Source organism: Hahella sp. NS-SX17 (assembly GCF_057367735.1).
The window spans coordinates 4,671,130-4,694,474 of sequence record NZ_CM170632.1 but is presented as its reverse complement, the minus strand read 5'-3'; the positions used below and the strand labels follow the sequence as shown (position 1 = coordinate 4,694,474).

At 46.3% G+C, this 23,345-nt stretch carries 30 protein-coding genes; 21 read left to right on the top strand and 9 right to left on the bottom strand.

Annotation, left to right across the window (positions count from 1 at the left end; translation table 11 throughout):
- Positions 1 to 765: 765 nt before the first annotated feature.
- From AC2IBB_RS20780 to AC2IBB_RS20770, 3 genes are all read right to left on the bottom strand, one after another.
- A complete protein-coding gene (locus AC2IBB_RS20780) occupies positions 766 to 1,305 on the bottom strand; it encodes a hypothetical protein (RefSeq protein WP_486328670.1) in 540 nt (179 codons plus the stop codon).
- A gap of 163 nt (positions 1,306 to 1,468) precedes the next feature.
- Positions 1,469 to 2,503 carry an IS630 family transposase gene (locus tag AC2IBB_RS20775; protein WP_486328297.1) on the bottom strand — a complete coding sequence of 345 codons (1,035 nt, stop codon included), beginning with the start codon at positions 2,501 to 2,503 and terminating at the stop codon, positions 1,469 to 1,471.
- Between the two features lie 18 nt (positions 2,504 to 2,521).
- On the bottom strand, positions 2,522 to 3,100 hold the full coding sequence (locus AC2IBB_RS20770) for a hypothetical protein (protein WP_486328669.1): 579 nt from the start codon (positions 3,098 to 3,100) through the stop codon (positions 2,522 to 2,524).
- Between the two features lie 922 nt (positions 3,101 to 4,022).
- Between AC2IBB_RS20770 and AC2IBB_RS20765 the strand changes: the two genes are divergently transcribed.
- From AC2IBB_RS20765 to AC2IBB_RS20755, 3 genes are all read left to right on the top strand, one after another.
- A complete protein-coding gene (locus AC2IBB_RS20765; RefSeq protein ID WP_486328668.1) occupies positions 4,023 to 5,102 on the top strand; it encodes an STM4504/CBY_0614 family protein in 1,080 nt (359 codons plus the stop codon).
- A gap of 81 nt (positions 5,103 to 5,183) precedes the next feature.
- Complete coding sequence (locus tag AC2IBB_RS20760) at positions 5,184 to 5,927, top strand: hypothetical protein (protein WP_486328667.1); 744 nt, start codon at positions 5,184 to 5,186, stop codon at positions 5,925 to 5,927.
- A gap of 109 nt (positions 5,928 to 6,036) precedes the next feature.
- Complete coding sequence (locus AC2IBB_RS20755; RefSeq protein ID WP_486328666.1) at positions 6,037 to 7,014, top strand: hypothetical protein; 978 nt, start codon at positions 6,037 to 6,039, stop codon at positions 7,012 to 7,014.
- 219 nt (positions 7,015 to 7,233) lie between these two features.
- On the opposite strand, the gene AC2IBB_RS20750 is transcribed toward AC2IBB_RS20755, so the two are convergent.
- From AC2IBB_RS20750 to AC2IBB_RS20735, 4 genes are read right to left on the bottom strand one after another with little or no spacing between them, the layout of a single operon-like run.
- Positions 7,234 to 8,292 (bottom strand): hypothetical protein, encoded by a 1,059-nt coding sequence (locus tag AC2IBB_RS20750; RefSeq protein ID WP_486328665.1) that lies wholly within the window; start codon positions 8,290 to 8,292, stop codon positions 7,234 to 7,236.
- Positions 8,293 to 8,300: 8 nt separating this feature from the next.
- Positions 8,301 to 9,014: a hypothetical protein gene (locus AC2IBB_RS20745; RefSeq protein ID WP_486328664.1), complete on the bottom strand. Its 714-nt coding sequence runs from the start codon at positions 9,012 to 9,014 to the stop codon at positions 8,301 to 8,303.
- Positions 9,011 to 9,532 carry a baseplate complex protein gene (locus AC2IBB_RS20740; RefSeq protein ID WP_486328663.1) on the bottom strand — a complete coding sequence of 174 codons (522 nt, stop codon included), beginning with the start codon at positions 9,530 to 9,532 and terminating at the stop codon, positions 9,011 to 9,013. Before AC2IBB_RS20740 ends, AC2IBB_RS20745 begins: the two co-directional genes overlap by 4 nt.
- A complete protein-coding gene (locus AC2IBB_RS20735; protein WP_486328662.1) occupies positions 9,529 to 10,431 on the bottom strand; it encodes a hypothetical protein in 903 nt (300 codons plus the stop codon). The genes AC2IBB_RS20740 and AC2IBB_RS20735 overlap by 4 nt, the downstream gene beginning before the upstream one ends.
- 96 nt (positions 10,432 to 10,527) lie before the next feature.
- Between AC2IBB_RS20735 and AC2IBB_RS20730 the strand changes: the two genes are divergently transcribed.
- From AC2IBB_RS20730 to AC2IBB_RS20700, 7 genes are all read left to right on the top strand, one after another.
- Positions 10,528 to 11,823 carry a hypothetical protein gene (locus AC2IBB_RS20730; RefSeq protein WP_486328661.1) on the top strand — a complete coding sequence of 432 codons (1,296 nt, stop codon included), beginning with the start codon at positions 10,528 to 10,530 and terminating at the stop codon, positions 11,821 to 11,823.
- A 306-nt stretch (positions 11,824 to 12,129) separates the two neighbouring features.
- Complete coding sequence (locus AC2IBB_RS20725; protein ID WP_486328660.1) at positions 12,130 to 12,543, top strand: hypothetical protein; 414 nt, start codon at positions 12,130 to 12,132, stop codon at positions 12,541 to 12,543.
- A 122-nt stretch (positions 12,544 to 12,665) separates the two neighbouring features.
- On the top strand, positions 12,666 to 12,884 hold the full coding sequence (locus AC2IBB_RS20720) for a hypothetical protein (protein ID WP_486328659.1): 219 nt from the start codon (positions 12,666 to 12,668) through the stop codon (positions 12,882 to 12,884).
- Positions 12,885 to 13,384: 500 nt separating this feature from the next.
- On the top strand, positions 13,385 to 13,792 hold the full coding sequence (locus AC2IBB_RS20715; protein ID WP_486328658.1) for a hypothetical protein: 408 nt from the start codon (positions 13,385 to 13,387) through the stop codon (positions 13,790 to 13,792).
- Positions 13,755 to 14,312 carry a hypothetical protein gene (locus AC2IBB_RS20710; RefSeq protein ID WP_486328657.1) on the top strand — a complete coding sequence of 186 codons (558 nt, stop codon included), beginning with the start codon at positions 13,755 to 13,757 and terminating at the stop codon, positions 14,310 to 14,312. Before AC2IBB_RS20715 ends, AC2IBB_RS20710 begins: the two co-directional genes overlap by 38 nt.
- A 107-nt stretch (positions 14,313 to 14,419) precedes the next feature.
- Positions 14,420 to 15,067, top strand: coding sequence for a ribosomal protein L7/L12 (locus tag AC2IBB_RS20705; RefSeq protein WP_486328656.1), 648 nt, complete (start codon positions 14,420 to 14,422; stop codon positions 15,065 to 15,067).
- On the top strand, positions 15,064 to 15,798 hold the full coding sequence (locus tag AC2IBB_RS20700) for an SMI1/KNR4 family protein (protein ID WP_486328655.1): 735 nt from the start codon (positions 15,064 to 15,066) through the stop codon (positions 15,796 to 15,798). The genes AC2IBB_RS20705 and AC2IBB_RS20700 overlap by 4 nt, the downstream gene beginning before the upstream one ends.
- A 273-nt stretch (positions 15,799 to 16,071) precedes the next feature.
- On the opposite strand, the gene AC2IBB_RS20695 is transcribed toward AC2IBB_RS20700, so the two are convergent.
- Positions 16,072 to 16,200: a UBA domain-containing protein gene (locus tag AC2IBB_RS20695; RefSeq protein WP_486328654.1), complete on the bottom strand. Its 129-nt coding sequence runs from the start codon at positions 16,198 to 16,200 to the stop codon at positions 16,072 to 16,074.
- Here AC2IBB_RS20695 and AC2IBB_RS20690 point away from each other — a divergent pair.
- The 11 genes from AC2IBB_RS20690 (at position 16,199) to AC2IBB_RS20640 (ending at position 22,066) form a co-directional block, all read left to right on the top strand.
- Positions 16,199 to 16,660, top strand: coding sequence for a hypothetical protein (locus tag AC2IBB_RS20690; protein ID WP_486328653.1), 462 nt, complete (start codon positions 16,199 to 16,201; stop codon positions 16,658 to 16,660). The two genes, AC2IBB_RS20695 and AC2IBB_RS20690, sit on opposite strands and share 2 nt — an antisense overlap.
- A 409-nt stretch (positions 16,661 to 17,069) precedes the next feature.
- A complete protein-coding gene (locus AC2IBB_RS20685) occupies positions 17,070 to 17,354 on the top strand; it encodes a YrhB domain-containing protein (RefSeq protein WP_486328652.1) in 285 nt (94 codons plus the stop codon).
- A 96-nt stretch (positions 17,355 to 17,450) separates the two neighbouring features.
- On the top strand, positions 17,451 to 17,729 hold the full coding sequence (locus AC2IBB_RS20680) for a hypothetical protein (protein WP_486328651.1): 279 nt from the start codon (positions 17,451 to 17,453) through the stop codon (positions 17,727 to 17,729).
- Positions 17,730 to 17,831: 102 nt separating this feature from the next.
- Positions 17,832 to 18,071: a hypothetical protein gene (locus AC2IBB_RS20675; RefSeq protein ID WP_011398304.1), complete on the top strand. Its 240-nt coding sequence runs from the start codon at positions 17,832 to 17,834 to the stop codon at positions 18,069 to 18,071.
- 81 nt (positions 18,072 to 18,152) lie between these two features.
- Positions 18,153 to 18,587 (top strand): hypothetical protein, encoded by a 435-nt coding sequence (locus AC2IBB_RS20670; protein ID WP_486328650.1) that lies wholly within the window; start codon positions 18,153 to 18,155, stop codon positions 18,585 to 18,587.
- 102 nt (positions 18,588 to 18,689) lie between these two features.
- Positions 18,690 to 19,193 carry a tetratricopeptide repeat protein gene (locus AC2IBB_RS20665; RefSeq protein WP_486328649.1) on the top strand — a complete coding sequence of 168 codons (504 nt, stop codon included), beginning with the start codon at positions 18,690 to 18,692 and terminating at the stop codon, positions 19,191 to 19,193.
- Positions 19,194 to 19,392: 199 nt separating this feature from the next.
- Positions 19,393 to 19,854, top strand: coding sequence for a GFA family protein (locus AC2IBB_RS20660; protein ID WP_486328648.1), 462 nt, complete (start codon positions 19,393 to 19,395; stop codon positions 19,852 to 19,854).
- 102 nt (positions 19,855 to 19,956) lie between these two features.
- A complete protein-coding gene (locus AC2IBB_RS20655) occupies positions 19,957 to 20,409 on the top strand; it encodes an SMI1/KNR4 family protein (protein WP_041598828.1) in 453 nt (150 codons plus the stop codon).
- Positions 20,410 to 20,509: 100 nt separating this feature from the next.
- Positions 20,510 to 20,959, top strand: a complete 450-nt coding sequence (locus AC2IBB_RS20650; RefSeq protein ID WP_486328647.1) for a hypothetical protein — start codon at positions 20,510 to 20,512, stop codon at positions 20,957 to 20,959.
- A gap of 119 nt (positions 20,960 to 21,078) precedes the next feature.
- Complete coding sequence (locus AC2IBB_RS20645) at positions 21,079 to 21,579, top strand: hypothetical protein (protein WP_486328646.1); 501 nt, start codon at positions 21,079 to 21,081, stop codon at positions 21,577 to 21,579.
- 70 nt (positions 21,580 to 21,649) lie between these two features.
- Entirely contained in the window at positions 21,650 to 22,066 is a 417-nt protein-coding gene (locus AC2IBB_RS20640) for a hypothetical protein (protein ID WP_486328645.1), read from the top strand.
- Between the two features lie 445 nt (positions 22,067 to 22,511).
- Here AC2IBB_RS20640 and AC2IBB_RS20635 read toward each other — a convergent pair whose 3' ends face one another.
- The gene (locus AC2IBB_RS20635; RefSeq protein WP_486328644.1) at positions 22,512 to 23,252 is read right to left on the bottom strand and encodes a hypothetical protein; all 741 of its coding nucleotides are present in this window, start codon (positions 23,250 to 23,252) and stop codon (positions 22,512 to 22,514) included.
- Positions 23,253 to 23,345: the final 93 nt, after the last annotated feature.

Genomic DNA, 23,345 nt, shown 5'->3' with positions numbered 1-23,345 from the left:
TTTTTTAAAGGATGTGTGGACTGGTAGAATTGTCAAAGGTCGTAACGGGCGGGATTAACATTAATCCTTGGCTGGTCTGGGCGTGGGGAATAAATTTTTTGGTTACGCCAAAATTACGCCAAACGCGTATAAGTTATTGATTTATGAAGGGGATCGTTGCCGGCCCCAGGCACCAAATTTCCCCTTATAAATCAGTAACTTACAGATTGTCGATGTTCAATTCGGTTGACCAAGCTTTGCCAAAAATCGGCTAAGTGTCAACAAAGTGTCAACGCAATTTTTTCAGCCTCTCAAAACGTTGGCAGGGTGTCGACACCAGCTTGTCTCTACAAAATCCATTTCTCATTCCAAAGCCTGAAATCTTATCTCGGTCGCTGGCGTTTATTATTCATCTCATACCCAAGCGCTAACCTCTGGTTTTCATAAAATCCCTGACAGGTTAGCGCTGTCATAGCATGCTGAAATTACGATATTTTCTTTTTGTCCTATCAAATAGGGGGCTTTCTAATGTCCAAAATAAGAGAGGTTAGCGAAAATGAACGTGACTATGTCGCTAGGGGGAGGCTTTGCCTTTTGGCTCGCTGTTAAATGCGATCCAGCGGCATAAATAATCGCATTGCCGTAGGTTGTCCACGAAGCTGCCCTGCGTAGGCTGGCTAAGCATGTGTCCCGACTGTTCGCTGAAATGCTTCGCTGTATCTGCAATAGAGTTGTTTATCTATTTGTTTTTATGTCTGCACGATACGCGCCAGCTTTTTTGGATTGCTATACTTTATATATCTTGATGACTTCCCCAAGACCGTTAATTCTCACCACAAATCGTTCTCTATCAACGAAAAACTGGAATTCAAAGATGCCATTAATGCTATCATTACTCCCTATCGAATTTATCTCAGCGTAACTTTCAAAAATTGCATCCTCCGCTTTAGTAAACTCGAGTAACGCCGTGCCTGCATCGAAAAATAGAACCTCAATTGGCTTGGAAACTAATGCCTCACGCTTTGATAAAAATTTTATAAGCTTATTTACTGAATCAATAATACGCTTCCATTCCTCTAGAGCCTCCCTAATCCGTTTATGTGCTTCAGGTATAACAAAAAAAACTGTTCCTGCAATACTTAAAATATTAACAGATATAGTCGGCCAGTCAGCACCGCTGCCAAAATTCTCCTCCGATAAATCATATTTAATATGCTCATCAAATTCTCTGAGAATGCCATTAATTCTATTCATTACGATGGGAGTCTGTTCTGTCCAATCTACTCCCATCGCGGGGTCTTCATAAGGATTGAGTAAAATTTTCATATGGTATCCTTTTTATCTTAACGTTGGAGCGCCACATAAACACACTAACCTGAAGCATTTGTTAGCATTTTTGCCATGCGCTCTAAGTCACACGCAACGTCATTTAAACCGAAGTAATTTGTTGGATGCTCATACATATTAATCCGGCATCGATATAGGCATTCTATGCCGCATATTTGATGCTTGGGTGGTTAAAGTATTTTTTCACCCTCGAAGGCTTCTTTTGCAACATACACATATGTGATCGAACTTTCTTTTTGAGATCCCCTTTCTTTCGCGCCGGCTTACCACTGTGAACTCCCGCTTTTAAGTCACAATTCAAGTATTCGTCCGGGTTCAATTCCGGGGAATAGGCGGGTAAATAGAACACTTCTATACGATCCTCATTCTCCTCAAGCCAGGCCTTCACAACCTTGGCGTGATGGACTCTCAAATTGTCCAGTATCAGGAAGACCTTCCGTTGGGCGTCTTGGATCAGCCGCTTCATGAACCCTATCAACCGGTCTGCGTCCATTGAGCCGTCATAGATTTGAAACCGCACTTTGCCCTGGTTGCTGATCGCTGAGATCATATTGACCGACTCACGCTTGGCGTTCAGGCGAATCACCGGCGTTTTCCCTTTCGGCGCATAGCCCCGCCCATGTTGAGCGTCGCTTCGAAGCCCTGTCTCATCCCCCCAATAGATCTCCGCCCCTTCCGCCTTCGCTCGTCCGCTGATGACCGGGTATTCCTCCTTCAGCCACTTCTCGACTTGAGACGGGTTTTGCTCATACGCTTTCTTCACCGGCTTCTGCGGCGTGAAACCCCAGGCGGCCAGATAACCGCCAACCGTTCGGATCGCCAAGTGCTCTCCCGTCTCCTGCGCAATAAGCTGTTGCACCGCCTTACGGGTCCAGAGCGCATACTCCAGCTTGAGCTGGTCCGGGCTTTTATCGACAATCAAACATCTGATTCGGTTCTCCTGCCCTGGCGTTAATCGCTGTCCCGAACCGGGCTCTCGTCCCCGGGGCTTGGATTTAATCCCGCTAACCCCTTGCGCTTCATAAGCTCTGATCCACTTTCCCACCGTCAGGTTATGGACACCGACCTTATCGGCTATTTCCTGATAGCTATACCCCTGCTTGCGCAGTCGCACGGCCTGTTTTCTTTTTTCTTCCTGCGCTGCGGCAGGTAATGAGCGAGCGTCTTCTATAATCATATGGGCATTGTATCATATCTATATCGATGCCAGGTTAATAAGATCTGAGTGGTTTTTCACTGGTTGGTAATTATGTATTCGCGACCTTAATTCATCTCTAAGCATTGTTGCGTCTACGCGAAACCTACGCTCATATTCTGCATTTCGCTCAGTTGACAATCGCATCGATTCGCTTCTACTTCTTTCCCAGGCGGCATCTCGTTCCTCGTTGGTTTTCGCGGAGTGCATAGCAGAGCGCTCAATAGCATTCAAGCGATTATCTTCCTTCCTGTACCGATCAATAAACTCTCGTAGATTATTAACAAGGTCTAGCGTTCTTTCTTTTAAGGTGGCAGCATCGGAATCTACTACCTGTTTAACTTTATCATCATATTTACGAGCTCTGTCTTTATAGGATTCTGCTTGTTCAGACTTCAAAAGTAGGCGCTCTTTAAGAGCTTCATTTGAAGCTTTCGTTTGATCTATAACTGCTGTAAATCTCCATTTTGCAGCCAAGTATGCGAGGCTAAAGGAAATGCCAAAAATAATAATAAATGTGAATGGAGCTTGAGAGACTACAGACCATTCCTTTTCTATAAGTTCAAGAAGTTTTTCCACGACTATCCCTAATGAATGCTAAAGGTTGTTCATCCCGCATGCGTGCTTTTCTATCTCAAGGCTTCGAAACTGCTTCCTTCAGTACATTGATTCTAGTGTAAAAATCATGGAAGTTCTAACTACCTCATTGACGAATAGCTGCATATTTACATGTGAGCATTCGTGGTCGTCGCGTTATCACTATAGTTTAGTCACCAGGTTATTGATTCATGGAGCTTTTTGGGGGGTGTAAAACCGGGCTATTTGACTCCATAAGGAATGTGAGCTTATTGGCGCTCCAGGCGTGGAACTGTATTTATATACAGAAAAATGGGCGTAGGCAGACTGAGTAAACAGTAGCTTCGCATCTATCTCAAGCTCTGGAGCCAAGCGGGTTGTTACAACATCGTTCCAAAATATTCAATAAATGAACTTTCGACTCTTCTAAAACCATAGCCTCTTGGGACTTAGAGCCTTTCCCTAGTTTCAAAAATATAGCCTTTTCTCAAACCGCGCAGGCGTGGGGAGGAGTGAACTTTCATTCCACAACAGCTTTCGGGCTGAAGTCAGACGACAGCATGGTTTTGAGGTCTGTACAGTGCTTGCTCGAAAGCAGGCACCAGGAAGAAGTGCTACCTTTTTAGTCAATATCAAATGGCAATAGACCACTTTCGGCCAGAAGCAGACATTAAGAGTTTTTACTCTGACCCAGGATATTCCTGCTTACCGACTCCCTGATTAGGCTTTCCTTTCATCACTTTCAACGTGAGGTAAAATACTGGTTGTACTTACAGTATATTGACGAATCATCAAGAATCGTGCTCGTTTTGCCAATACCACTGGCACGGTTTGTCATCTTGTTCTATAAGACAAGTTAAGGAACTCAATAAGCTGTATACCGATCCATTTAAATAACGGGACCAAGTGAGCAAGATATATGTGCATGCTCGCTTTTTCTGCGAGCTACAAGAGCCGATTGCAGGGATTTCCAAATGGAATCAGGGAGCTGGAGGATGTATCTTCAGAAACTAAAATTAGAAAAACGCGCATGCGAACTATACAAATGTTAGCTGTCAGGGAGTATGAGGTAGATATGGTAATATTTGAATTGTTTTCTAAAAGACAGAAGAAGCTAAGAGGAGAAATTCCTGACGTATATCAATATGAAAATATTGACCAAAGCTTCCGCATTCAGGTTGTCCATATAATAACGGATACCATTGGTATCGAGCAGCCATACAATGATACTACTAATGAAGTATACAAAGAGATTCATAAGGCTCTCTGTAAAGAATACGGCGTATTTACACTAAAAGAACATGCCAATTCCAATTTCTCTGCAGTATATGAATACTTCGTAAATGAAAAAAATTACGAAAAATGCCTAGATATCATAGAGCTTACATTCAGAATAATTGATACCCATGTTAGAGAGCGAGAATGGGATTTTCGCAATGCAGCTGGTGTCTCGCAAAAACCAGATGACGCTATTGGTGAGTTAAATTATAGATTTAAAGAAACAGGGATAGGTTACCAATTCGAGTCGGGTGAGCTGATCCGAGTTGACTCCCAATATGTCCATTCTGAAGTTGTAAAGCCTGTTCTTCAACTGCTTGGAAAAAACAAGAAGTATGCCGGTGCAAACGATGAATTCTTATCTGCCCATGAACACTATCGCCATAAGCGATATAAAGAATGCCTTAACGATTGCCTGAAATCCTTTGAGAGTTTAATGAAGGCAATACATGAAAAGCATTCGTGGCCTTACAACCAGAACGACACAGCAAAGAAATTGATCAATAGCTGCCTTACCAATGGCCTTGTACCAGAATACCTGCAAAACCAGTTCTCCTCTGTTCGCATTCTCCTTGAGAGCGGAATCCCAACAGTACGAAACAAGGAAGGAGGTCACGGACAGGGTACTGAGATAACATCTGTTCCAGAACATCTGGCTAGTTACACACTGCATCTAACTGCTACTAATCTTTTGTTTTTGGGCAACTGTGAAGAGCAATACAGCTAACAATGGGCTACTGTCGGACAATTTTTTCCGCTGCGCTCCAAATTGCCGCAGGGCGCGGCGTTATGTCTCTAAAGGAAGTTTATGAGTAAAGTCAGGATAAAGCTGGTATCGATAGGGCACTTACCATTAGAGTTCCAACCTAAAAAAATTAAAAATTGGTCATCTAAGACTTTCGAGGTTGTCGAGGAGATCGACAACTATTCGCTTCGTTGTAATTCTGATGGTATTGATTGGGAGTTCTCAGATAGTGCAGTAAAAGGACAACTTCCTAATCAGTTTAATGCTGATTTTATGATCGCTATTGTAAACGTTCCTATTGAAGACAACTGGTATTCGAGAAGGCTCGGAAATAATCAGGTTGTATTCACATTCTATCAAATCAAAGACATCCTTGAGCATTACAATATTCCACTAGAAAATATTGTTTACCGTTTACTATATGCGTACACACTTTTGTATAGGCGCGCGGGAAACAAAATCCCCGATTTGGGTGAGGCTTCAGATTATACCCACGATGAGACGCGTGGATGCCTCTTTGACATGAATGGCATAAAAACCGATTTAGTCGCTTCTTGCCATAACCCCAAAATATGTGATGAGTGCCAAGAGAGATTGAAGCATGAAAGAGTATCTAAGTCCGATATTGAAAACACTCAAAGTGACATTCAGCGCATCAAAAAAGATTTATATTTCATAATAATAGGTCATGTAAAAAAGCATCCAATTGCAGCACTGGCTATATCTAGTATCTTTGCATTAATGCTTGGGATTACTGGCTCTGTCATCGGCTCGTATGTTTATGGATATCTAAAGAGTGGAGCATGAGGCAGCCGAGACATAACAATCGCAGGCACAGCGACGGCTTTTTCGTTGCGGCTTCGCCTCCACTACAAAGCCGCGCGTGCTGCTGGCGTTATAACTAAAGAGAAATGTCATGCCTTTGCCACCGTATTCCACAGATGTAACATGGACTGACTATAAAATAGATACGCCAACATTCGAGCTGACACCCATTGAAAAGCCCGACATGTCTCCTTTCTTGTTTCACATGACAGGAAAGCAAGAAATTATTTCAATTCTTAAACCAGAAGAAGCTGATGAAATTCCTGAATTTAGTGGGTACTTGCAAGCCAGAGTTCCTGAGGCTCAAGGGGCTGATCAAAACTACCAAGCTAAAGTCGTATGTCTAACGGAATCTCCTTCTTTTGCATTGGATTTTTTCAGATATCGCAGTTTTAGAAGATGGCGAAATAACCAATTATATGGCATAGGATTTGACAAAAGCTCTCTATCTAGAATTGGCGCAAGGCCTTGTATATATGCTGATGAGCAACTTAAAAACGATATTATCGTTATTAAAAATAGATTGGCCGAGATAGTTCTAGATGATCCAGTTTTGAAAGATAGATTGCCTTCTTTGATAAATGGTGCTTATCCGCTTTTAATGCCGTTGCTAGAAGAAACTCGATCCCAAGGTTTTATGTGGGAGCGTGAATGGAGGTATGAAAATGAAGCCAGCGGCGGCTTAGTATTTCCGTACTCTTCGATTCGAGTCGTTTGTTGCCCTGAAAGTGAAGAAGGGGAAATACGTGATGCGTTAGGAGAAAATTCCAATCAGGTAGAATTTGTTCGTTCTTGGCGAGAGTATAATGAGGTCACGAGTTATCTTAAAAAACGCAAGCCTGAAATGCACATTCCACAGAAAGTTCAATACGATAGTGATGGTGATTTTTTGAGCGCTCTAGAGGAGCAGTTAAGCAATCACATAAAAGTATTTAACAGAATTGACGCATTTAGGGGCTTTATCGAAGCTATAGAAAATAAAGAGCAACCAACAAGTGAAGCATTGCAAGAACTTCAAGACACAATGCAATCTATGTTAGGTCAAATACAGAAACTGAAAAAGTTATAACAAGGCGCTGCTGTCGGACAAATTTTTCGCTGCGCTCCAAATTTGCCGCAGAGCGCGGCGTTATACAGGTGTCGCATGAAGATTACGTCTACCATAGATCACCCTTTGCTTAAAGCAGCCTCAGTATTATGTAGGCAATTCTCAGAGGGCTTTTTACGGGTCCGAGTGATAAATTAATTTTCTTAATCGTACTACCAACCTGAAATGTATACCCAAAGTTTACAAAGTAAGCCCGCTAATCTGGCCTTTTAAACCACCTGCGCGGCTCGCCTGGCTGCTATGGCTCCCACTGCTTGATGGCGTCCCGCTTCCTCCGCCCCCGTGTGTGTGGCTCGCCGTGGTAGCCGCCAACTCCTGCACCACCCCAATCAGATCCGCAATCACCTGCAACACATCCACGCCTCCGCCGCCCATGGCGATGGCCGGCGCCTGGATGGTCACGGCGGCGCTGGCCTTTAGCTGAATAACTTGCGCTTGAATTTGCCTGGCCGCGCTGGCGATGTCGGTATGGCTTCCCTGAACGTTAATGGTTTTGTTTGCGCTGGTTTGTGTGTCGCTGCCGCTGATCGTCACAGAGCGCGAGCCGCCCACGGTGGCGCTGTCGTCGCCTTGGATCGACGCCTTCCGATCTCGCGCGACCGCCTGGTTAAGATCGGCGGCGGTGGTCAGGTTCAGGTTATCCGCCGCCGATAGGTTGGCGTGCCCACCGCTCAGCAGTTTTAACGCGCCTAGGGCTTCTACCGTTTTCACGCCGCCGATATGCTCCGCGCTATGCTCGCTGACTTCGGTCCGGCTGTCCTTGTAGCGCTCCTGGTTGGCCAGGGCGTCCACGCGCCGGCGGGCGCTGTTGTCGGTTATGGCTCCGTGCGTCTCGCGAAGCCAGTCGCCTTTGGCGCTGACACGCTGGCGCACCGCTTCGGATTGCTGCCACACCAGGTCACCGGGCTGGACGCCTGGCGCGCCTAACCCCTGTCCCAATACCGTGCGGATAAAGGGCTGATCCGGTAAGCCGTAGGCGAACGCCACCTCTACGATGGTCCCCGGTTCCGGGAAACCATACTGGCCGCGCTCGATGCCGCCATAAGACGCCGGCAACGGCACACAGCGATAAAGCGGTAACTCCGGGTCTTCCTCGCCCTGCGGCGTCAGTACGCGCACGTCTACCGCGTAGCGGGGGCGGAAGCGGTCGCAGAGTTCCGGCTTTTGCAATGGGTCGCTAATCGCCACCACCTTGGCCAGGCGCGGCAAATGCAAATTCCCGCTTAGTTCTGGAAACATCCGTAACACTATCTTTTTAATCTCTTCGTCCACGGCGCAGCGCTCCAGGTCAGGTTCATATGATTGTCAGCCAGGCATACCTGAGTGATGTAATGGGTTTGGTTCAGCCAGACGCCCGGGCGCAGCTTTGGCGTCGCCGGCAGGCGGGCGCGGTTAGCCACGCCGAAGCCGTTTAATAAGTTCGTCGGGATCTCCACGGGCCGGGCCGCCCAGTAGCTATGCGTCCAGCTGCCCACATAGACCGCGCCGTCGCCTTGCTGTTGCCAGATCATGTGCGGGATGGCGTACACCTCCGCCAAGGCGTCCATGCAGTGATAACCACCGCTCCAGGAATAAAACGCCGGCGCTTTGGTGGTCGCGTAAGACTCCGGCGGCGTCACGAAAATTAGCCCGGTGTCCTGACTGATCGCCGCCAGGGTGTCATTCAATGTCACGTGGCGCAGATTGAGCGCTAAGCGCCGATTTAACGTGGCGGTCAACTCTCTGCAAAATACCCGCTTTTGTTGGTTATCCAGGGGCGTACAGCTTTCCACGTAACCGATAAAAAACCGTTGTAAGGCGTTGGGATCATAGCCCAGGGCGAACTGGACCACGCCCGACAAGGGCGCGTCCGCCTGCACGGTAAACACCGCCCGTCCAGGACTGAACAACGCTAGGCGCACGTCTTCAGATACCAGCTTAAGCGGCGTTCCGCCCACGCTCAGGGATTTATGCAACTTCATGCCAGCGCTTTGTCCACCTTACTCAGAAAGGTTTCAAAGCCGGTCAGGGTTTCCCCTTCGGCGGGCGTCTCCTCCTGGGCGGCGATGGTTTCCCCGGTTGCCTGTTGCGCCTCCGCCTGGCTCAGGTCGCGGCGCTGTTCGGTTTTCTCGGCCACACTCAGGTATTCCGCCAGGGTGAAACTGACGCGCCAGGCTTGGCTGGGGGATAGATCCTTGCACACAAACGCCCCGGTGAATTGCACCTGGCGCACGTTCATGGCGCGGGCCGTATCCTCCACGATGTCATAAACGCGTAGCTTGCCGGCGTCGTCCTCCGCTTCCGCCACTTTCACCAGGTCGGTTAAATCGCTGGCGTGCTTCTTCAGGATCAGCAGGGACACGGTCAGCGTTTTCGGTTTAATGCCCTTGTTAGCGCGGTCCGTGCCGCTGGTCTGGCCGCCCAGATCCTCGGTCTCGATGCGCAGATTGCCCGTCACCGTTAACTCGGTTCCGGGGACGGTAAAATCGTTGAGTCTCATAATCCAAACATCTCTTTTAAAAAGGTCAGCCGGCCCGCGTCGGCCACAAACAACGCCCCCGCCGTCAGCACGTATTCATGCCCAGGGGCGCCCGGCGCTTCTAGTTGCGCCGCTACGGTTGGCGCATCGCCCTGGGCGTAAAGCGCAAAACCCGCCTGTCCGGTCAGCTGGCTTTTTAATTGGTTGTAGTCGTTGGTTAACTTTTTCAGCTGCCGCCGTTTACGCTCAATGACCGCCTGTAACTCCGCTATCGGGCTTGGCGTTTCCGCCGCGTAACTCTGCGCCATCGCCAGCTGCGCCCCGACCGCGCGCCCATGCTTCGCCAGGCGTGGGATCTGCACGCCATCGCGCGCTATCCAGGGCGGCGTCAGGGGCGCATCCGGCAGGATGAATTTTTCCTGCTCCAGGGTGGCCAGCTGCGCGGCGCGTCGCTGCGTCAGTTGCAGTTCCGGCGTGGGGAATATGGCGTTGAAGGCCGCTAGGCGTTCGGCGAAGCCCGCCAGATCCCGCGCCACGATCAACAGGGCGAGCGCGTCCAGCTGGCCACGGGGCCGGCCTGCGTCCTGGGCGTCAGTCAGTTTCGCCGCCAGGCGCGCCGTCGCATTGGGCGCGGACAAATAGCGATAAAGCCCGCTCCCATCGCCCACGCCTTCCTGAAACGGATGCACGCACAACACACGCCCCTCGTATTGCATTAACGTCTGATAAGCGTCTCGCGCTGCTGCGGCTTCGCTGGCCTGCGTCGCCAGGGGATTTGGAAAGTACGCGAGCGATACACCATTCATCCGCGCGCTGGCATCGGCCAGGGACGCGTCCGCGCCGGCAAGGATCGGCGCCGCCAGGGCGACGGCTTGCGCCTCGGTGTTTGAAGCGCTGAACGCGGTCAGTCGCCAACTCATGATCCCGCCAGCTCCTCAAAGGCCGGCAGCGCAGCCAGCTGCTCGATAAAGGGCTGCGCCAACGCCATTAAGTCGGCGTCAGGGGCGGCTTGATTGATGGCCGCCTTGCCCTGTAAAGGCTATTCCGCGCTGCAGGACCGCCCCAGCTCGTTGTCCGCGATCAGCGCAACCGAAGCCAACAAGCTGAAAGGCATACAGGACGGCGCCACCAAGGGCGCGGACTGGTCGCAGGTAACCGGCGTGCCGCAGCGCTTTACGGATAGGGCGACCAAAGGGCTGAACCTGACGGCGGACTACCTGGGCTATTACAACGGCAGCCAATTCACGCCCTACCTGGACAGCGCCGGGCGCTTCTATCTCAATGCCGGCGGCGACCACTCTCTGACCTGGAATGGCTCCGTGCTGACGATCAAGGGAAACATTCACGCCAACAGCGTGGCGGCGAGTCTGACGATCAGCTCGCCGGTGATCACTGGCGGAACCATCAACGCGGCGACCTTCCAGACGGGCGTGAGCGGCAAACGGATGGTGATGAATTCCGCCACCAACGAAATGGAGTTCTATGGAGATCGCGGCAACGGTCAGATCGACAAGCTGGCGACTATCGGGATCACCCAGTCCGGCGGCGACTATTATATTGGCAGCTTCGGCAACGCCTCGGAAGGCAACAGCCGGATCGCACTGCGCGCCACGTCCAACACAGGCTTGGCGATGCAGGGCGTTTCAAACCGCACCAGCATCGCCGGGACCACCTTCGGACCCAATCCGTACTACGGCATAGGCGGCAACGCGACAGGGACGGGGAAGGGCGCGCAGGGAACCAGCGCCGGCGGGATCGGTGTCTATGGCGCGGGCGCGACCTATGACTTTTACGCCAATGGTCGAGGGGCGAACTATGGACCTTTCACCGCCGGGCATGATTGCCTGATCCGAAAACAGGAACACGTCAGGCCTGGACAGATTCTTGTTTATGACCAGCTGGTCCACCGCAAGAACCTGTCGAACGTGATCCACTCGGTGACGGTTTCCAGTCAGCCAAGGCAACGAGGCAAAGCCGGCGTCTTTCTGTGGGCGAAGTCTTTTGACGAATCGGAGTTTCCGGCGGCGTTTGACCTGGAGGACTTCACGGTCGCCCAGATTTACACGCTGTCGGAAGTCTACAACCTGGGCTGTATGAACGCCCTGGGCGAAGGTCAGATGCTGGTTTGTGCTGAAGGGGGCGACATCCAGATAGGCGACTACATTGTCACCTCAAGCCGTCCCGGCATTGGCATGCGCCAGGAGGATGACGTGCTGCGCAGCTACACCATCGCGGAGGCCCGCGAAGCGGTTAACTGGACGGAGGAGGGAAGCGACGAGAGGTTGATCTCGTGTAAGTATCTTTGTGGTTGAGGAGGGCGCTCCTCCCCACCTCTGCGCAGTTTGAGTAAATGCCGAGTTTGTGAAATTGGGGTTAGGCTCTCAGCTTCAATGGAAACTGGTTCTGGAAAGTGCCTTGATTCAATAAGTTGGGATATGGCTTGTTGTGATAACGAGCCCCCAAGAAAGTGTATATGCGTACGCACGGTTTTTAGAAAATGAGATGGTTTTACTTTTCGGGGTTTTTACACTGGAATCAGTGAGCTGGAGGGGGTATCTTCGAAGTCTTGAAATTGAAAAACGCGCATGCGCAATATACAAATGTTATGTTTTCGGATTATGCAGACCATAAATGTAGATGAAGTCCTAGACAGAGGACTAGAAGACCATAGCACACTCAAAGAAAATGAGCTGCTTGTATATTCCATCGCTTACTTAGAGTCCGTCGCTGATATGGAAGGCTGGGATCATTTCTTTATCTATTCAATGACTTTATATTCTTCTCTGTGCAAATTGCTTAAACTAGCAGGCGATTTTTCTTCATTCAAAGTAATCGAGAATTATAAAGGTCACTTCCAGTCATTGGGTGTGGCTTTTGAAGCAAAAGCGATAGATTCATTCCTTACCAATGCCCCAGACCAATATTATTCTTCTTGCCCAGATTGGCGAGATGAATTTAGCAGCCTTAGTGAGCAACGGTGGGGGTTAATATCAGAGTACTTCCAAAGTATCGGGGTACAATTAAAAACATAACAAGGCGCTCAAGCAAGGACAAATTTTCCGTGGCCGATTTTTTTGCTTTAACGCTACGCTAGCACAAAAACTTCCACTCCAAATTTGCCGCTTATCTTGGCGATATGTGTAAGGAGAGTCCGGTGATTTATATCAACCGAATTGGCAAAGTTATCGAAGGCGATGATGTCGGTACGGAAATTCAGGTCACGCAGGCAACTGACGGCACCGGGGCATATTACATATTAATGAGTGATGATTTCAGCGACCCCAAAACAGATAAATTCGATAGCTGGGTCGAGTCACTCGATGATGTAGAAGAATATTTTAAGGAATCTAATTGGGTTATCGAGTGGCAATAATTAGCACACACATAACAAGGCCAGGCACAATCGCCCCTTCGGGGCTGGACCTCCGCACTGCGTGCTCCGGCCTGTGCTGGCGGCGTTATGTGGAATAGCGAGTTTAAGCTAAGGAGTTCATTATCAATTGTAATCTTCATGGCAAAACGCAGCCTGCAATTTTGTGTTCTCATTTCGCGCAAGAAGGCCGCACCAAGCAAGTAGGTTGGATTCAAGCAGAGTACGATATTAACTCTAGAGAGCCTGGAGACTTGATGGCTTGGTGTGATGAGTGTGATAAAATTTATGAAGCAGATAATGGTTGGAATGATGAAAACGATTCTCACTTTAAGGTAGTCTGTTCTTCTTGTTTTGAAGAAATATGTGAAATTCAATCCGTTTGAATTCCACATAACCAGTTGCAGCAGCAGATGTCGCTAGCTGTCATAAATTTTGTTCCAAAATTTTCGCCAGCCGCGCCGCGGCTGTGCAAAGCGTTATGCAACGGTAAGGATGCTTTTATGAGTTGGGATATTTCGATAACTAGATTTAAAGAAATCTATCATTCTATTGAAAAAATACCTGATGACGCAGTCGTACAGGTTCTGGGTAAGGCTGGTGATGTGCGCAAAGCCATATCGGATATATTTCCCCGAACTAACTGGAATGATCCTTGTTGGGGAACTTTTGACTGTGATATTGGCTCCATAGAGTTTAATGTTGGCAATGAAGACCCTTGTACTGGAATGATGCTTCATGTTCGAGCTGGCAATGAAATTGTATTTCCGATCATTGAGCTTTGTAAAAACAATGATTGGCAAGCTCTCGATTGCGCGTCTGGTGAGTTCCTTGAAAAGTCCGAGAATCCAGAATATGGCATAGAGAAATGGCGTGAATACCGAAATAGAGTGTTGGGCTGGCATGCATAATAAAAGTATCAAACTGGCGCCTGGCGGCGCAGGTTATCCAAGTGTTATAAGCAGGGAAGATATGAGTATTATACAAAAAACTAAAATAGAATTTTTATCAGCGTTTTTTCTTGGCAGTGTTCCGTGTTTTTTATCTGTGATTGGACAAGGAAATTCAGGGCTAGGTAGTTTCCTTAAAGCAATTGATGCCTCTGATCCAACAGTGTTGTATTTTTTTGCATTGCTGGCAATTCAATTTGTAGTTTCAATTCTCGGTTGGTTCAAGCCAGGGTATTTGCCAGGAGTTAATCCTCGCTTTCAGACATATTATGCTGTAGCAAACAATATTGGAACTGCCTTAGCGTGCCTATATCGTGTTGTTTCGGGTGCTATTTTCGCAGGTGCAGTAGTTGCAACCTACGAATATAAAGAAGCTGGTTTAGCAATCGTCATTGCTTTATGGTTAGTTTGGCCATTCTTTTTAGCGGGCGGTTTTATTTTTAATAAAGGCAATGAGTATGCGGTCAGCCTACAGCGGTAAGCTTATAACAAGTGCAAGCAGCATCGCCCCTGCGGGGCTGGACCTCGCTACGCTCGCCGCTGTTGCAAGCGTTATACGCCGGGGTGTAAAACTCAAATGAGAAAATAATGACGATTGAAGAGTACGGAATTCAATTTGATGGTGACTTGGAATCACTTTTCCTTTTTAGTAAAAGTGGTGAAGAGTCCTGCCTCGCCTTTAAACCTGCGGGGTGTAGAGGGCTTTCAGTTCAAGGCTTTGATTCCTGCTGTTTGGATTGTGAAGTGGATAGTCTTCAGTTGTACTTTTATAGCGAGGGAAAAAGGGTATATGCAGAAGTTCAAGGTTTTCCTGTTTATGTTGGAGGTTTTAATTTAGTACACCATCCAGGAGATTGTATATTTTGGGTGCAATCGTTAAAGCACGCGAAGGAACTAATAGAGTGGTTTTTTTCCAGCAATGAATCTCCTATTTGTAATTTTAAAGATTATTTTGAGTCGGGTGAATATAGTAATGATTTGGACGCGCTACCTTCACTATCAGATTGCTTCGAAATCACACCAGATCTCAAAAAACGTGAATTATGGATTCTTGATGCGGGAAGCAATAAGTTGGAGTTAATTAAGATCGTACGCAATTTTAAATCCGTTACTTCATTGGAGGCAAAAAAAATCATCGATCAAGCACCTTTTATGGTTGGTGCTGGGTACGAAGCAATGGATATTGAAGAACAAATGGAAGGTAAAGGTATAATATATGAGTGGCGAGAAGTGTGAGAGAAGATATCTATCTAGTTGATGATCGCCTAAATTTGGTTACAGAGGATGAAATAGATGCTGCGGAGGATCGGCTTGGAATAAATCTTCCTCAGGGATATAGGAATTTCCTGCTTCAATTTGGAAAAGGGACGCTGTGTGGACTTATTGACATACCCTCTCCTGATAAAATTATTCAGGTTTCGCTGAATTGTCGCTGGGCCAGAGGGCGAAATATTCTGGATGAAGCCGAAATAATTGCGTCTTTCGAGATTGCATCAACAATCGATGCTGATTCGATTATATATTGTCCGGATAGCGAGCGAGATATATATGTTTTACCTCGACACGATGATACCATCTACTGGATAGATAAATGCTTTAGTGACCCCACTATCTGGTATTCAGATGTTGGGGTGGTTCGCGAGAAAGAGCCTTTCAAGTATTTCGAATCCTTGGTGGATCGCTCTTGTATAGAAGTCATATTTCCAGATAACCACTTTGCTTCTCAAAAAGTTGTATCTTCAATCAAAGCGACGTTTGAAGAAAGCGGTAGTGTATTGCATCGTGCATACAAAGAATGTCAGTTGATATTTGTGAGAGAACTTTCTGCGATTATTGAGGTTTGTCAAGCTGGTAATTATATCCGTTTTGATTTTAACCCAATGAATGAAAATAGAATTTTATCACTGATTTCAAGTTTGGAATCTGAGGGTGTGTTCAGTGGCTGTAAATTGATTTTTCACATGTAGTCAGCGGTATAACAAGTTGCAGCAAGGGCTCCAGTGCAAAGCGTTATGGGTGATTCAATGAAGAATATACTACTTCTATCACTGACTTTATTTTGTTGCTCTTCTTTTGCAGAAGATGAATCCGTTACAGCTTTTGATGCTGAGTTCAATAAAATAAACGAGTTAACTCAGCAAAATATATAGAGGCCTTTCACACATTGTGGCAAACCAAAGCTGGGTCTGAATAAAAATGGATTGGTCAAAGGGATATATCAGTGGCTTCACATTTTTAAGTTAGCGTTTAATAAACTGCTTATCGCAATGCTCCATAAGCCATTCGTAGGCGTATTCAGTGATCTGATTTTCGGTATAGAGAACTGCTGCGATTTCCCTGAGGCTCAGCTCCGATTGTGATCCGGACATGAAAGGCTACTCCCTTTTGCGCTCCGACAGCGAGCCTAAGCCGGGACAAATCCTGGTCTATGGCGAGGTTATCAACCGGCGGGACTTATCCAACGTACTGCATGAAGTGAGCCTGTCATCGAAGCCGCGGCAGCGTGGCAAAGCGGGCGTGTATGTTTCCGCCACCGTCATTAACCCGGAACACTTTGACATGACGGACGACGAGTTTGCGGAGCTGGAGGACACGTATACCGCCGGCATTATGAACGCCTTGGGGGAAGGTCAGATCCTGGTTTGTGGCGAAAGCGGCAACATCGAGATAGGCGACTATATTGTCACCTCAAGCCGACCCGGCGTTGGCATGCGCCAAGAGGATGACGTGCTGCGTAGCTACACCATCGCGGAGGCCCGCGAGGCGGTTAACTGGAAAGAGGAGGGGAGCGACGAGAGATTGATCTCGTGTAAGTATCTTTGTGGATGAGGAGGGCGCTCCTCCTCACGCCTGCGCAGTTTGAGTAAATGCTGAGTTTGTGAAATTGGAGTTAGGCCTTACGCTCCAAGGGGACAGGTAATTTTTTATGTTTGTCTGTATATAAATACAGCTGATTTCTCACGTGACTGGAAAGTAGCACGCTTTGCCGTACCGAATGGCTCGGTTTTCCGATGATGCTGTTCTGAAAAGTGCTTTGATTCAATAAGTTGGGATCTGGCTTGTTGTGATAACGAGACCCCCAAGAAAGTGTATATGCGCACGCACGGTTTTTAGAAAATGAGATGGTTTTACTTTTCGGGGTTTTTACACTGGAATCAGTGAGCTGGAGGGGGTATCTTCGAAGTCTTGAAATTGAAAAACGCGCATGCGCGATATACAAATGTTATGTGCCACAAGTATGAATAAGCATGAAGCACAAAGCTTGGTTGAGTCTGAGCTAGAAAGAACCAAAGATAAGTACAATCCTATTGAATGCGTTGTCCTCGAAGAGGAAACGATCGAAAAGCCATGGGGTTGGGTGTTTTTCTACCAAAGCAAAGCTTACGTTGAAACTGGTGACTTTCGTGAAATGCTCGGTGGTAATGCTCCAATAATAGTTAATCGCAATGCAGGTGAGCTTGCCCATACAGGTACGGCTCATGAAGTTGAACATTATATAAAAGAATATGAAGCCGCATTGTAGCCCAACACATAACAAGTGCATGTTGTTCGCCCGTTGCGCGGGCTGGGACCTCCGCACTGTGTGCTCCGGTCCCAAATGCAGGCGTTAGGCGTACAAATGAACCCGAGTATATTTGTTTCACAGCTAATTAATCCAATGGAAGATATGGATTTATCTAGTTACTCCTATAAAGAAGTAATACTTGCAGCTCTTACTTGGCCTACTGACGGCTGGGCACCGCAAGCTTTTGACTGGATAGAAAAGGGAGTGCAACTAGATTCAGAGATAGTGCAGGCATTAGAATTATTTAGCTCTAATAAATGTAATTCGCAAAAGAATCGTCATCGAGCCTTTGCACTAGCTAAAAGGTGGTTACGTGATAATGCAAACACCTAACAAGTTGCTCAAATACATTCCGGCCACAAAAAACGTGGCCTCCATGGGACAGCCTACACTGCGTTTCGGCTAGCTCTTAGCAAAACGTTATGAGTAATCGAATTGGATAAAGAAATCAAAAATTTATTAGGAAAACTGTGCGTAGACTTGGGGTTCTGTTTACCGCCTATAGAGCAAGATCGTATCGCATCTCTTGGAGTTTGGAGGGCGGACGAATTTGCGAAGGATGTTATTTCTAGTGAAGGGCTTAATCCAGAGTATGAGAAAAAATGGTTCCGAGAAATTCGAAATCGATTTGTTGCTCATTTTGGTAGTAACGTGTATGAAAGCAAAAATTCATAACTAGGCGTGGTTGTCGCCTTCGGCTGGGACGGCGCAAAAAGCGCGCAGCCCCAACACTTGGCGTTCAATGCCTAAATAACTATGCGCAAGATTGATGATTGGGGACAAAATATCCTTATACCCACTAAAGAAGAGTGGGAAGTGCTGTTGAGTGAGAAAAAATATAACGGGTATGAGCTTAGCAGAGTAACCTGCGAATTCGCAGAAAGAGATCTTAAAGAGTTTTCTGAAAACCCTGAGGTTGTGCTCGCGCTTATCGATCATCCTGGAAGGTACTTTTACCTTCGCTTACTCAATATTGATGGTACTCTCTACAGAGTACACTTTGAAAATGTTATATGTGAGCACTGCAATAATAGATCTGGCATGTCTGCAACACCAGATTTTGTTTCTTATGCAGGGGCAAAGAGAGCGGATGACGCAAAGCAGGCAATGTCGCAACTGCCCGTCATGAGTTGTAAAATTTGTGGTGGTAAGTTAAATAGGCGCCAGACATTATGGTTTGCACAGCATTGAACAAGCGCCTGCAATCGGACAGCCAAACTGTCACTCAAATTGCTTGCGCAATTTAAGAGCCATTTTTGTCTGCCGTTGAGGCGGGCGTTGTGTGAGGTCGTAGTGAATTTGCTTCGGGTCACACTTATTGTTTCGTTAATATTGTATACAAATATTGGGTTTGCCGTGGATCTTCAAGACGAGATACAGGAAAAAATTGGCGATTTGTCAGAGAAAGGCAATGCTCTTGCTGATGATGGTGAATATAGGCAGGCTGTTGAGAAATTTATTGAAGCTCTCAATCTTCTCCCAGTCCCGATCGAACAGTGGCATGAAAGCACTTGGCTATTAACTGCTATAGGTGACGTAAATTTTCTTGCAGGTGCATACCAACAGGCTAAGGATGCTCTTTCGGATGCAATGCACTGTCCGGGCGCGATTGGGAATCCATTTATACATATGCGGCTTGGCCAAGCTCAATTTGAGTTGGGTAATATGGATAGGGCATCCGACGAACTGGCCAGAGCATATATGGGGGCAGGTAAAGACATCTTTAAAAATGATGATCCAAAGTATTTCGATTATCTAAAGACGGTTCTTAAGCCACCTGTAAATGGCGATTGGTGATGTCACATAACAATCCAATGCACCCGGAGCCAGCTACGTTGCACAATTGTTTGTGGTGTCGCTACGCTTCTTTATACCACAAAAATTGCTCCACTCCGCTGACCTGGTGATTGGGGCGTTATGTGCCCTACAGTGGCTCGCCGCCAATACCTAGGCTCGGAATGCGTATAAACTCTAGCGATAATGAACTTGGAGATAGATGATAGTGAACAGCACATTTCATAAGATTAAAGGTCAGTGCCGTTGCGGACAGGTAGAATTCGAGGTCAGCGCAAAGCCACTGATTACTATGGCCTGCCATTGCACAGGGTGTCAGCAAATGACATCAAGCGCGTTCAGCCTGAGTTCGCTAGTTCCGAGCGCTGCCTTTTCGATCACATCTGGGGAGCCTGTAATCGGTGGACTGCATGGGAGCACGCGCCACTTTTTCTGTGGGCATTGTATGAGCTGGCTGTTCACTCGACCCGAAGGCATGGATGACTTTGTCAATGTTCGCTCAACGATGCTAGAGGACTCTCGAACCTACAAGCCATTCATAGAAACTTACACAGATGAAAAGCTGGAGTGGGCTATTACTGGTGCAGAGCATAGTTTCTGCAAGTTTCCACCGCAGGAAAAGTTTCCGGATCTGCTCCAAGAATATGCGCGAAAACAAGGATAAACACAGCATCGGAGATATGTTGCAGCACATAATAATCAGTTGCAGTTGCAGTGGCAATTTACGCTACGCTGCAACTGCCAGCTTAGCTAGGCGTTACGTGTAATGGAAAAAATCGACCGTCTGGCGCAACAATACGATGCTCAGCGCCATGTACATTTGAATAGTGCTCCGCCACCAACACCAGAGTCTGTGGCAAAAATTGAAGAGCACTTTGGGTGTGCATTGCCTAAGAGTCATATTCGATTTTGTGAGAAATCTGCGCACTATGGTGATTGGCTAGCTAGTATCGGCCCAGATTTTGAGTCTCCGAATCATATAATCAATATAAATCGGCTATGGCGTGAAGAAGTCGAAGAAAATGAGCGTATTCCACCAAATCTTTTGATAATAAATGTCGGCTATGATGAAGATCTTGATTGTATTGATATGGAAACATTCGATGAGGCTACAGGGGAATATCTAATCACTTATTGGGCTTATGACGTACCACCGGAGGAAAGCGATTTGTCTGGAAGCTTTTTTGACTATATGGCAAAGCAGGTTCGCGGGTGGTAAAACACGTAACAAGTCAAAGCACGCTCGCCAGCACAGCTGGCTGGACCTCCGCACTACGTGCTCCGGCCCGTGTTTGAGGCGTTAGGAAATACGAAACACTATGGCATGGAATACTGAGAAACTCGAGAAAGAGCTTTGTAGGTCTGGCGTTCCAAAAGGTGTCATGGATTATTTACTGGAAAAACCAGATTTAGGCTATGTCAAAATTATCGAAATTATGGATAAAAGAATTTCAGATAATCATCTTGTAAATGGGCTTATCATCTTAAATGAGCTGATTTTGAGGAAAGCTGTTGAACCAGATATTGAGAAGGTAACAAGCTATTTTGTTACGTCTTTGGAGATCGAGAACGCTGAGAAAGTCACCTACGCTGGAGAACAATTTATCACTTATCTAATGCGTTCGTTACTATATATACGCTTACAAAGTGTGGCAGTTCAGTTTCAACGGCTTCTAGCTAAAATTAAGGTTAATGCACCTGTAGCTTACGAAAGGCATAAGGTTCGTGTAAACCTTGCATACAAAATATGGGTCGAGAAAAATGCCTAACAAGGTGCTTAAACCGATACCAAACACTCCGCACCTTTTGTGTTTCGCTTTGCTCAGTATCACACAAAAGGTACTCCGTGCTTGTCACGGTCTAGCAAGGCGTTATGTGAAAGGAAGCTATGAGCAAGAAACAAGATAGCCTAGAAAATTTTCTTAAAATGTTCGATACCACCGATGACCAAGGGTGGTGTGATATAGGCTATGAAATGAGTGAAAGCATTACCCAGTCATATGGTGATGAAGATTGGCTAAGGTTTATTGACGCACTTGGTGGTTTAAACGAAGGCGTCTACTTGGGTGTTGTTGAAATAATGCCTTTAATCCCGGAAACATATCACCAGCGAGTTATAGAAGAATTACTGGTCTATTCAAAGAGCGAGGCATGGCTAGAAGCATTCTCTTTTTTTAACGAAATCTTGAAAAAATCACCAGAAACAGCAGAGTTGGTGTTTGCGCGCGTTAACCTTCTAAAAAGTTTTGAAGCACAGTTCATCTCATGGGTTAATTTCAAGGTTAAAGAAAATGAAGAGTTTCGCTCATACTACGAGCGTTACTCTCACCTAGTCAGTCCGGAGGCATGCGAGTGCTATGAGTCATTGTGCAAATCACATAACAAGTAAAGGCACCCGACATCAAAACCGCCGCTTCGTTCTGGTTTTTCTGCCTGAGCTTTAGGCGTTATACGAAAATATGATCGAGAGAGAAAAGTTAGAAAAATTCGAATCATTTCTGAATGAATGCTTGGTTGGTGTTTTTTCTGATGAAGGCACTGAGCTTACGAATGGTATTGATACTTCGTTGGAGTTCTACCCAATTGGAGGAATTGAAATCATCTTAGATAAGCTAATCGAGATAGACTCGGACACATTCGAGCAGAACCTTAACCAAATGCTATTAGAAGCATCAAGGTATGGAGGGGTGTCTATCAATAAAGAGGAGTGCGGTGCTATAAGTTCGCTATTGAAACAAGGATTCGAGAGCCCGAAATATTACACAAATTTCTCCGGTAGCTCGTGGAACCCAGTTACAAAATTCAGTAGAGATAGCATATTGTGTGTAGTCGAAGGCCAGAAAAGTAATGCCATTATTAGCTTTGACGATGAGTAATCGTATAACAAGTCAAAGCACGCCCCCGCATGGGAGGGCGACTTTCCCGAAATGTGGACTCCGCTTTCACTGTGGTGTTTCAATCCACGCCCTCACACGGAGGGCGACTCCCAAACTATAGCTCGTTGTTTTCAATAATGTTAATTACTCTTTTTCGCTAACCTAACACATCTGGGCTTCTGAGCCGTTTCTATTTTGAAGGGGGAAGAAAAATCATTGAATTTTCAGTAAGCTACAGCCGCGCTAACCTGCCAGGAATTTATGTGTACCAGAGTTTAGCGCCAGGCTAAATTCAGGATGTGCTCATTTGCTATAATTTTGAGCATGATGCACCAGTGTTCCACTCAGGAAATATACCCTCTAATATTATTGCCCTTTCCATTACTCTATTATCTCGCAGCTTAATGCCTGGTCTAACAAATGTACGGTTTGGTATGGCTCGTTGTTATGTGCCTCTCAGTGCGGCTTCGGACTTTCTTGCGTCGGCCTGATTGATAAGCGACTTAATTGGCCAGCAAAACTTCCACGTCATCATGACAGCACCCTTTAATGTTAGGTGATAAAAATTGTTATGCTCCTTAGGCGAGACCCAGCCAACTTCTATAAGATGTTGTGTTTCATCATCTAGATGACTTTCAATAGTTTTAAGCTCTTCTCCTCGAGCTAAATCCCTAGGTAAATGGTGGATTTTATACTTTTCTATAAGCTTGTTTGTAATGATAAGTAGTTCATCAAAGCTATTTGTGTTTTGAAATCTGTGGGTTTCTTTGATTGACCACTTTGGATATGCGCCTATAATGCTGTTGTTGTTGACGTTTAAAAAGGTTCCATCCGTATAAATCTGAGTAAACTCAATTTGGGTTGTTGGCGAGATGTGGGGGCTGTGAGCTGTCATTAAAGTGCAGGTTAGTTTCTTGGTTTCACTATAATAAATGGAGAAGTAAATATTGCTATTGCTCATGTTTAACTCTGATGAGCCAATGTATCGGAAGTCGGAACCTAATATTTGGTTGTGTAATTTTTTAAAGACCTCTCCTCGTTCTACTAGAAAAGCTTCACTGTCTAGTAATTTGAACTTGAATTTTGTCGGTATTTTCTGGCTAAAGTAAGCAAATGCTGGTCCTAACAAGTACTGAAGAACAAAAGTTAATAAAATTGGAATGATTAATAAATTAATATATTCCATTATCTGTTCCACTCATATTTGTAAGGCATATTTTTTCTGTATTAAATTTGTTTAAGCGGTTTGATCATCGATAGAGAAATTTATAATGAGAAT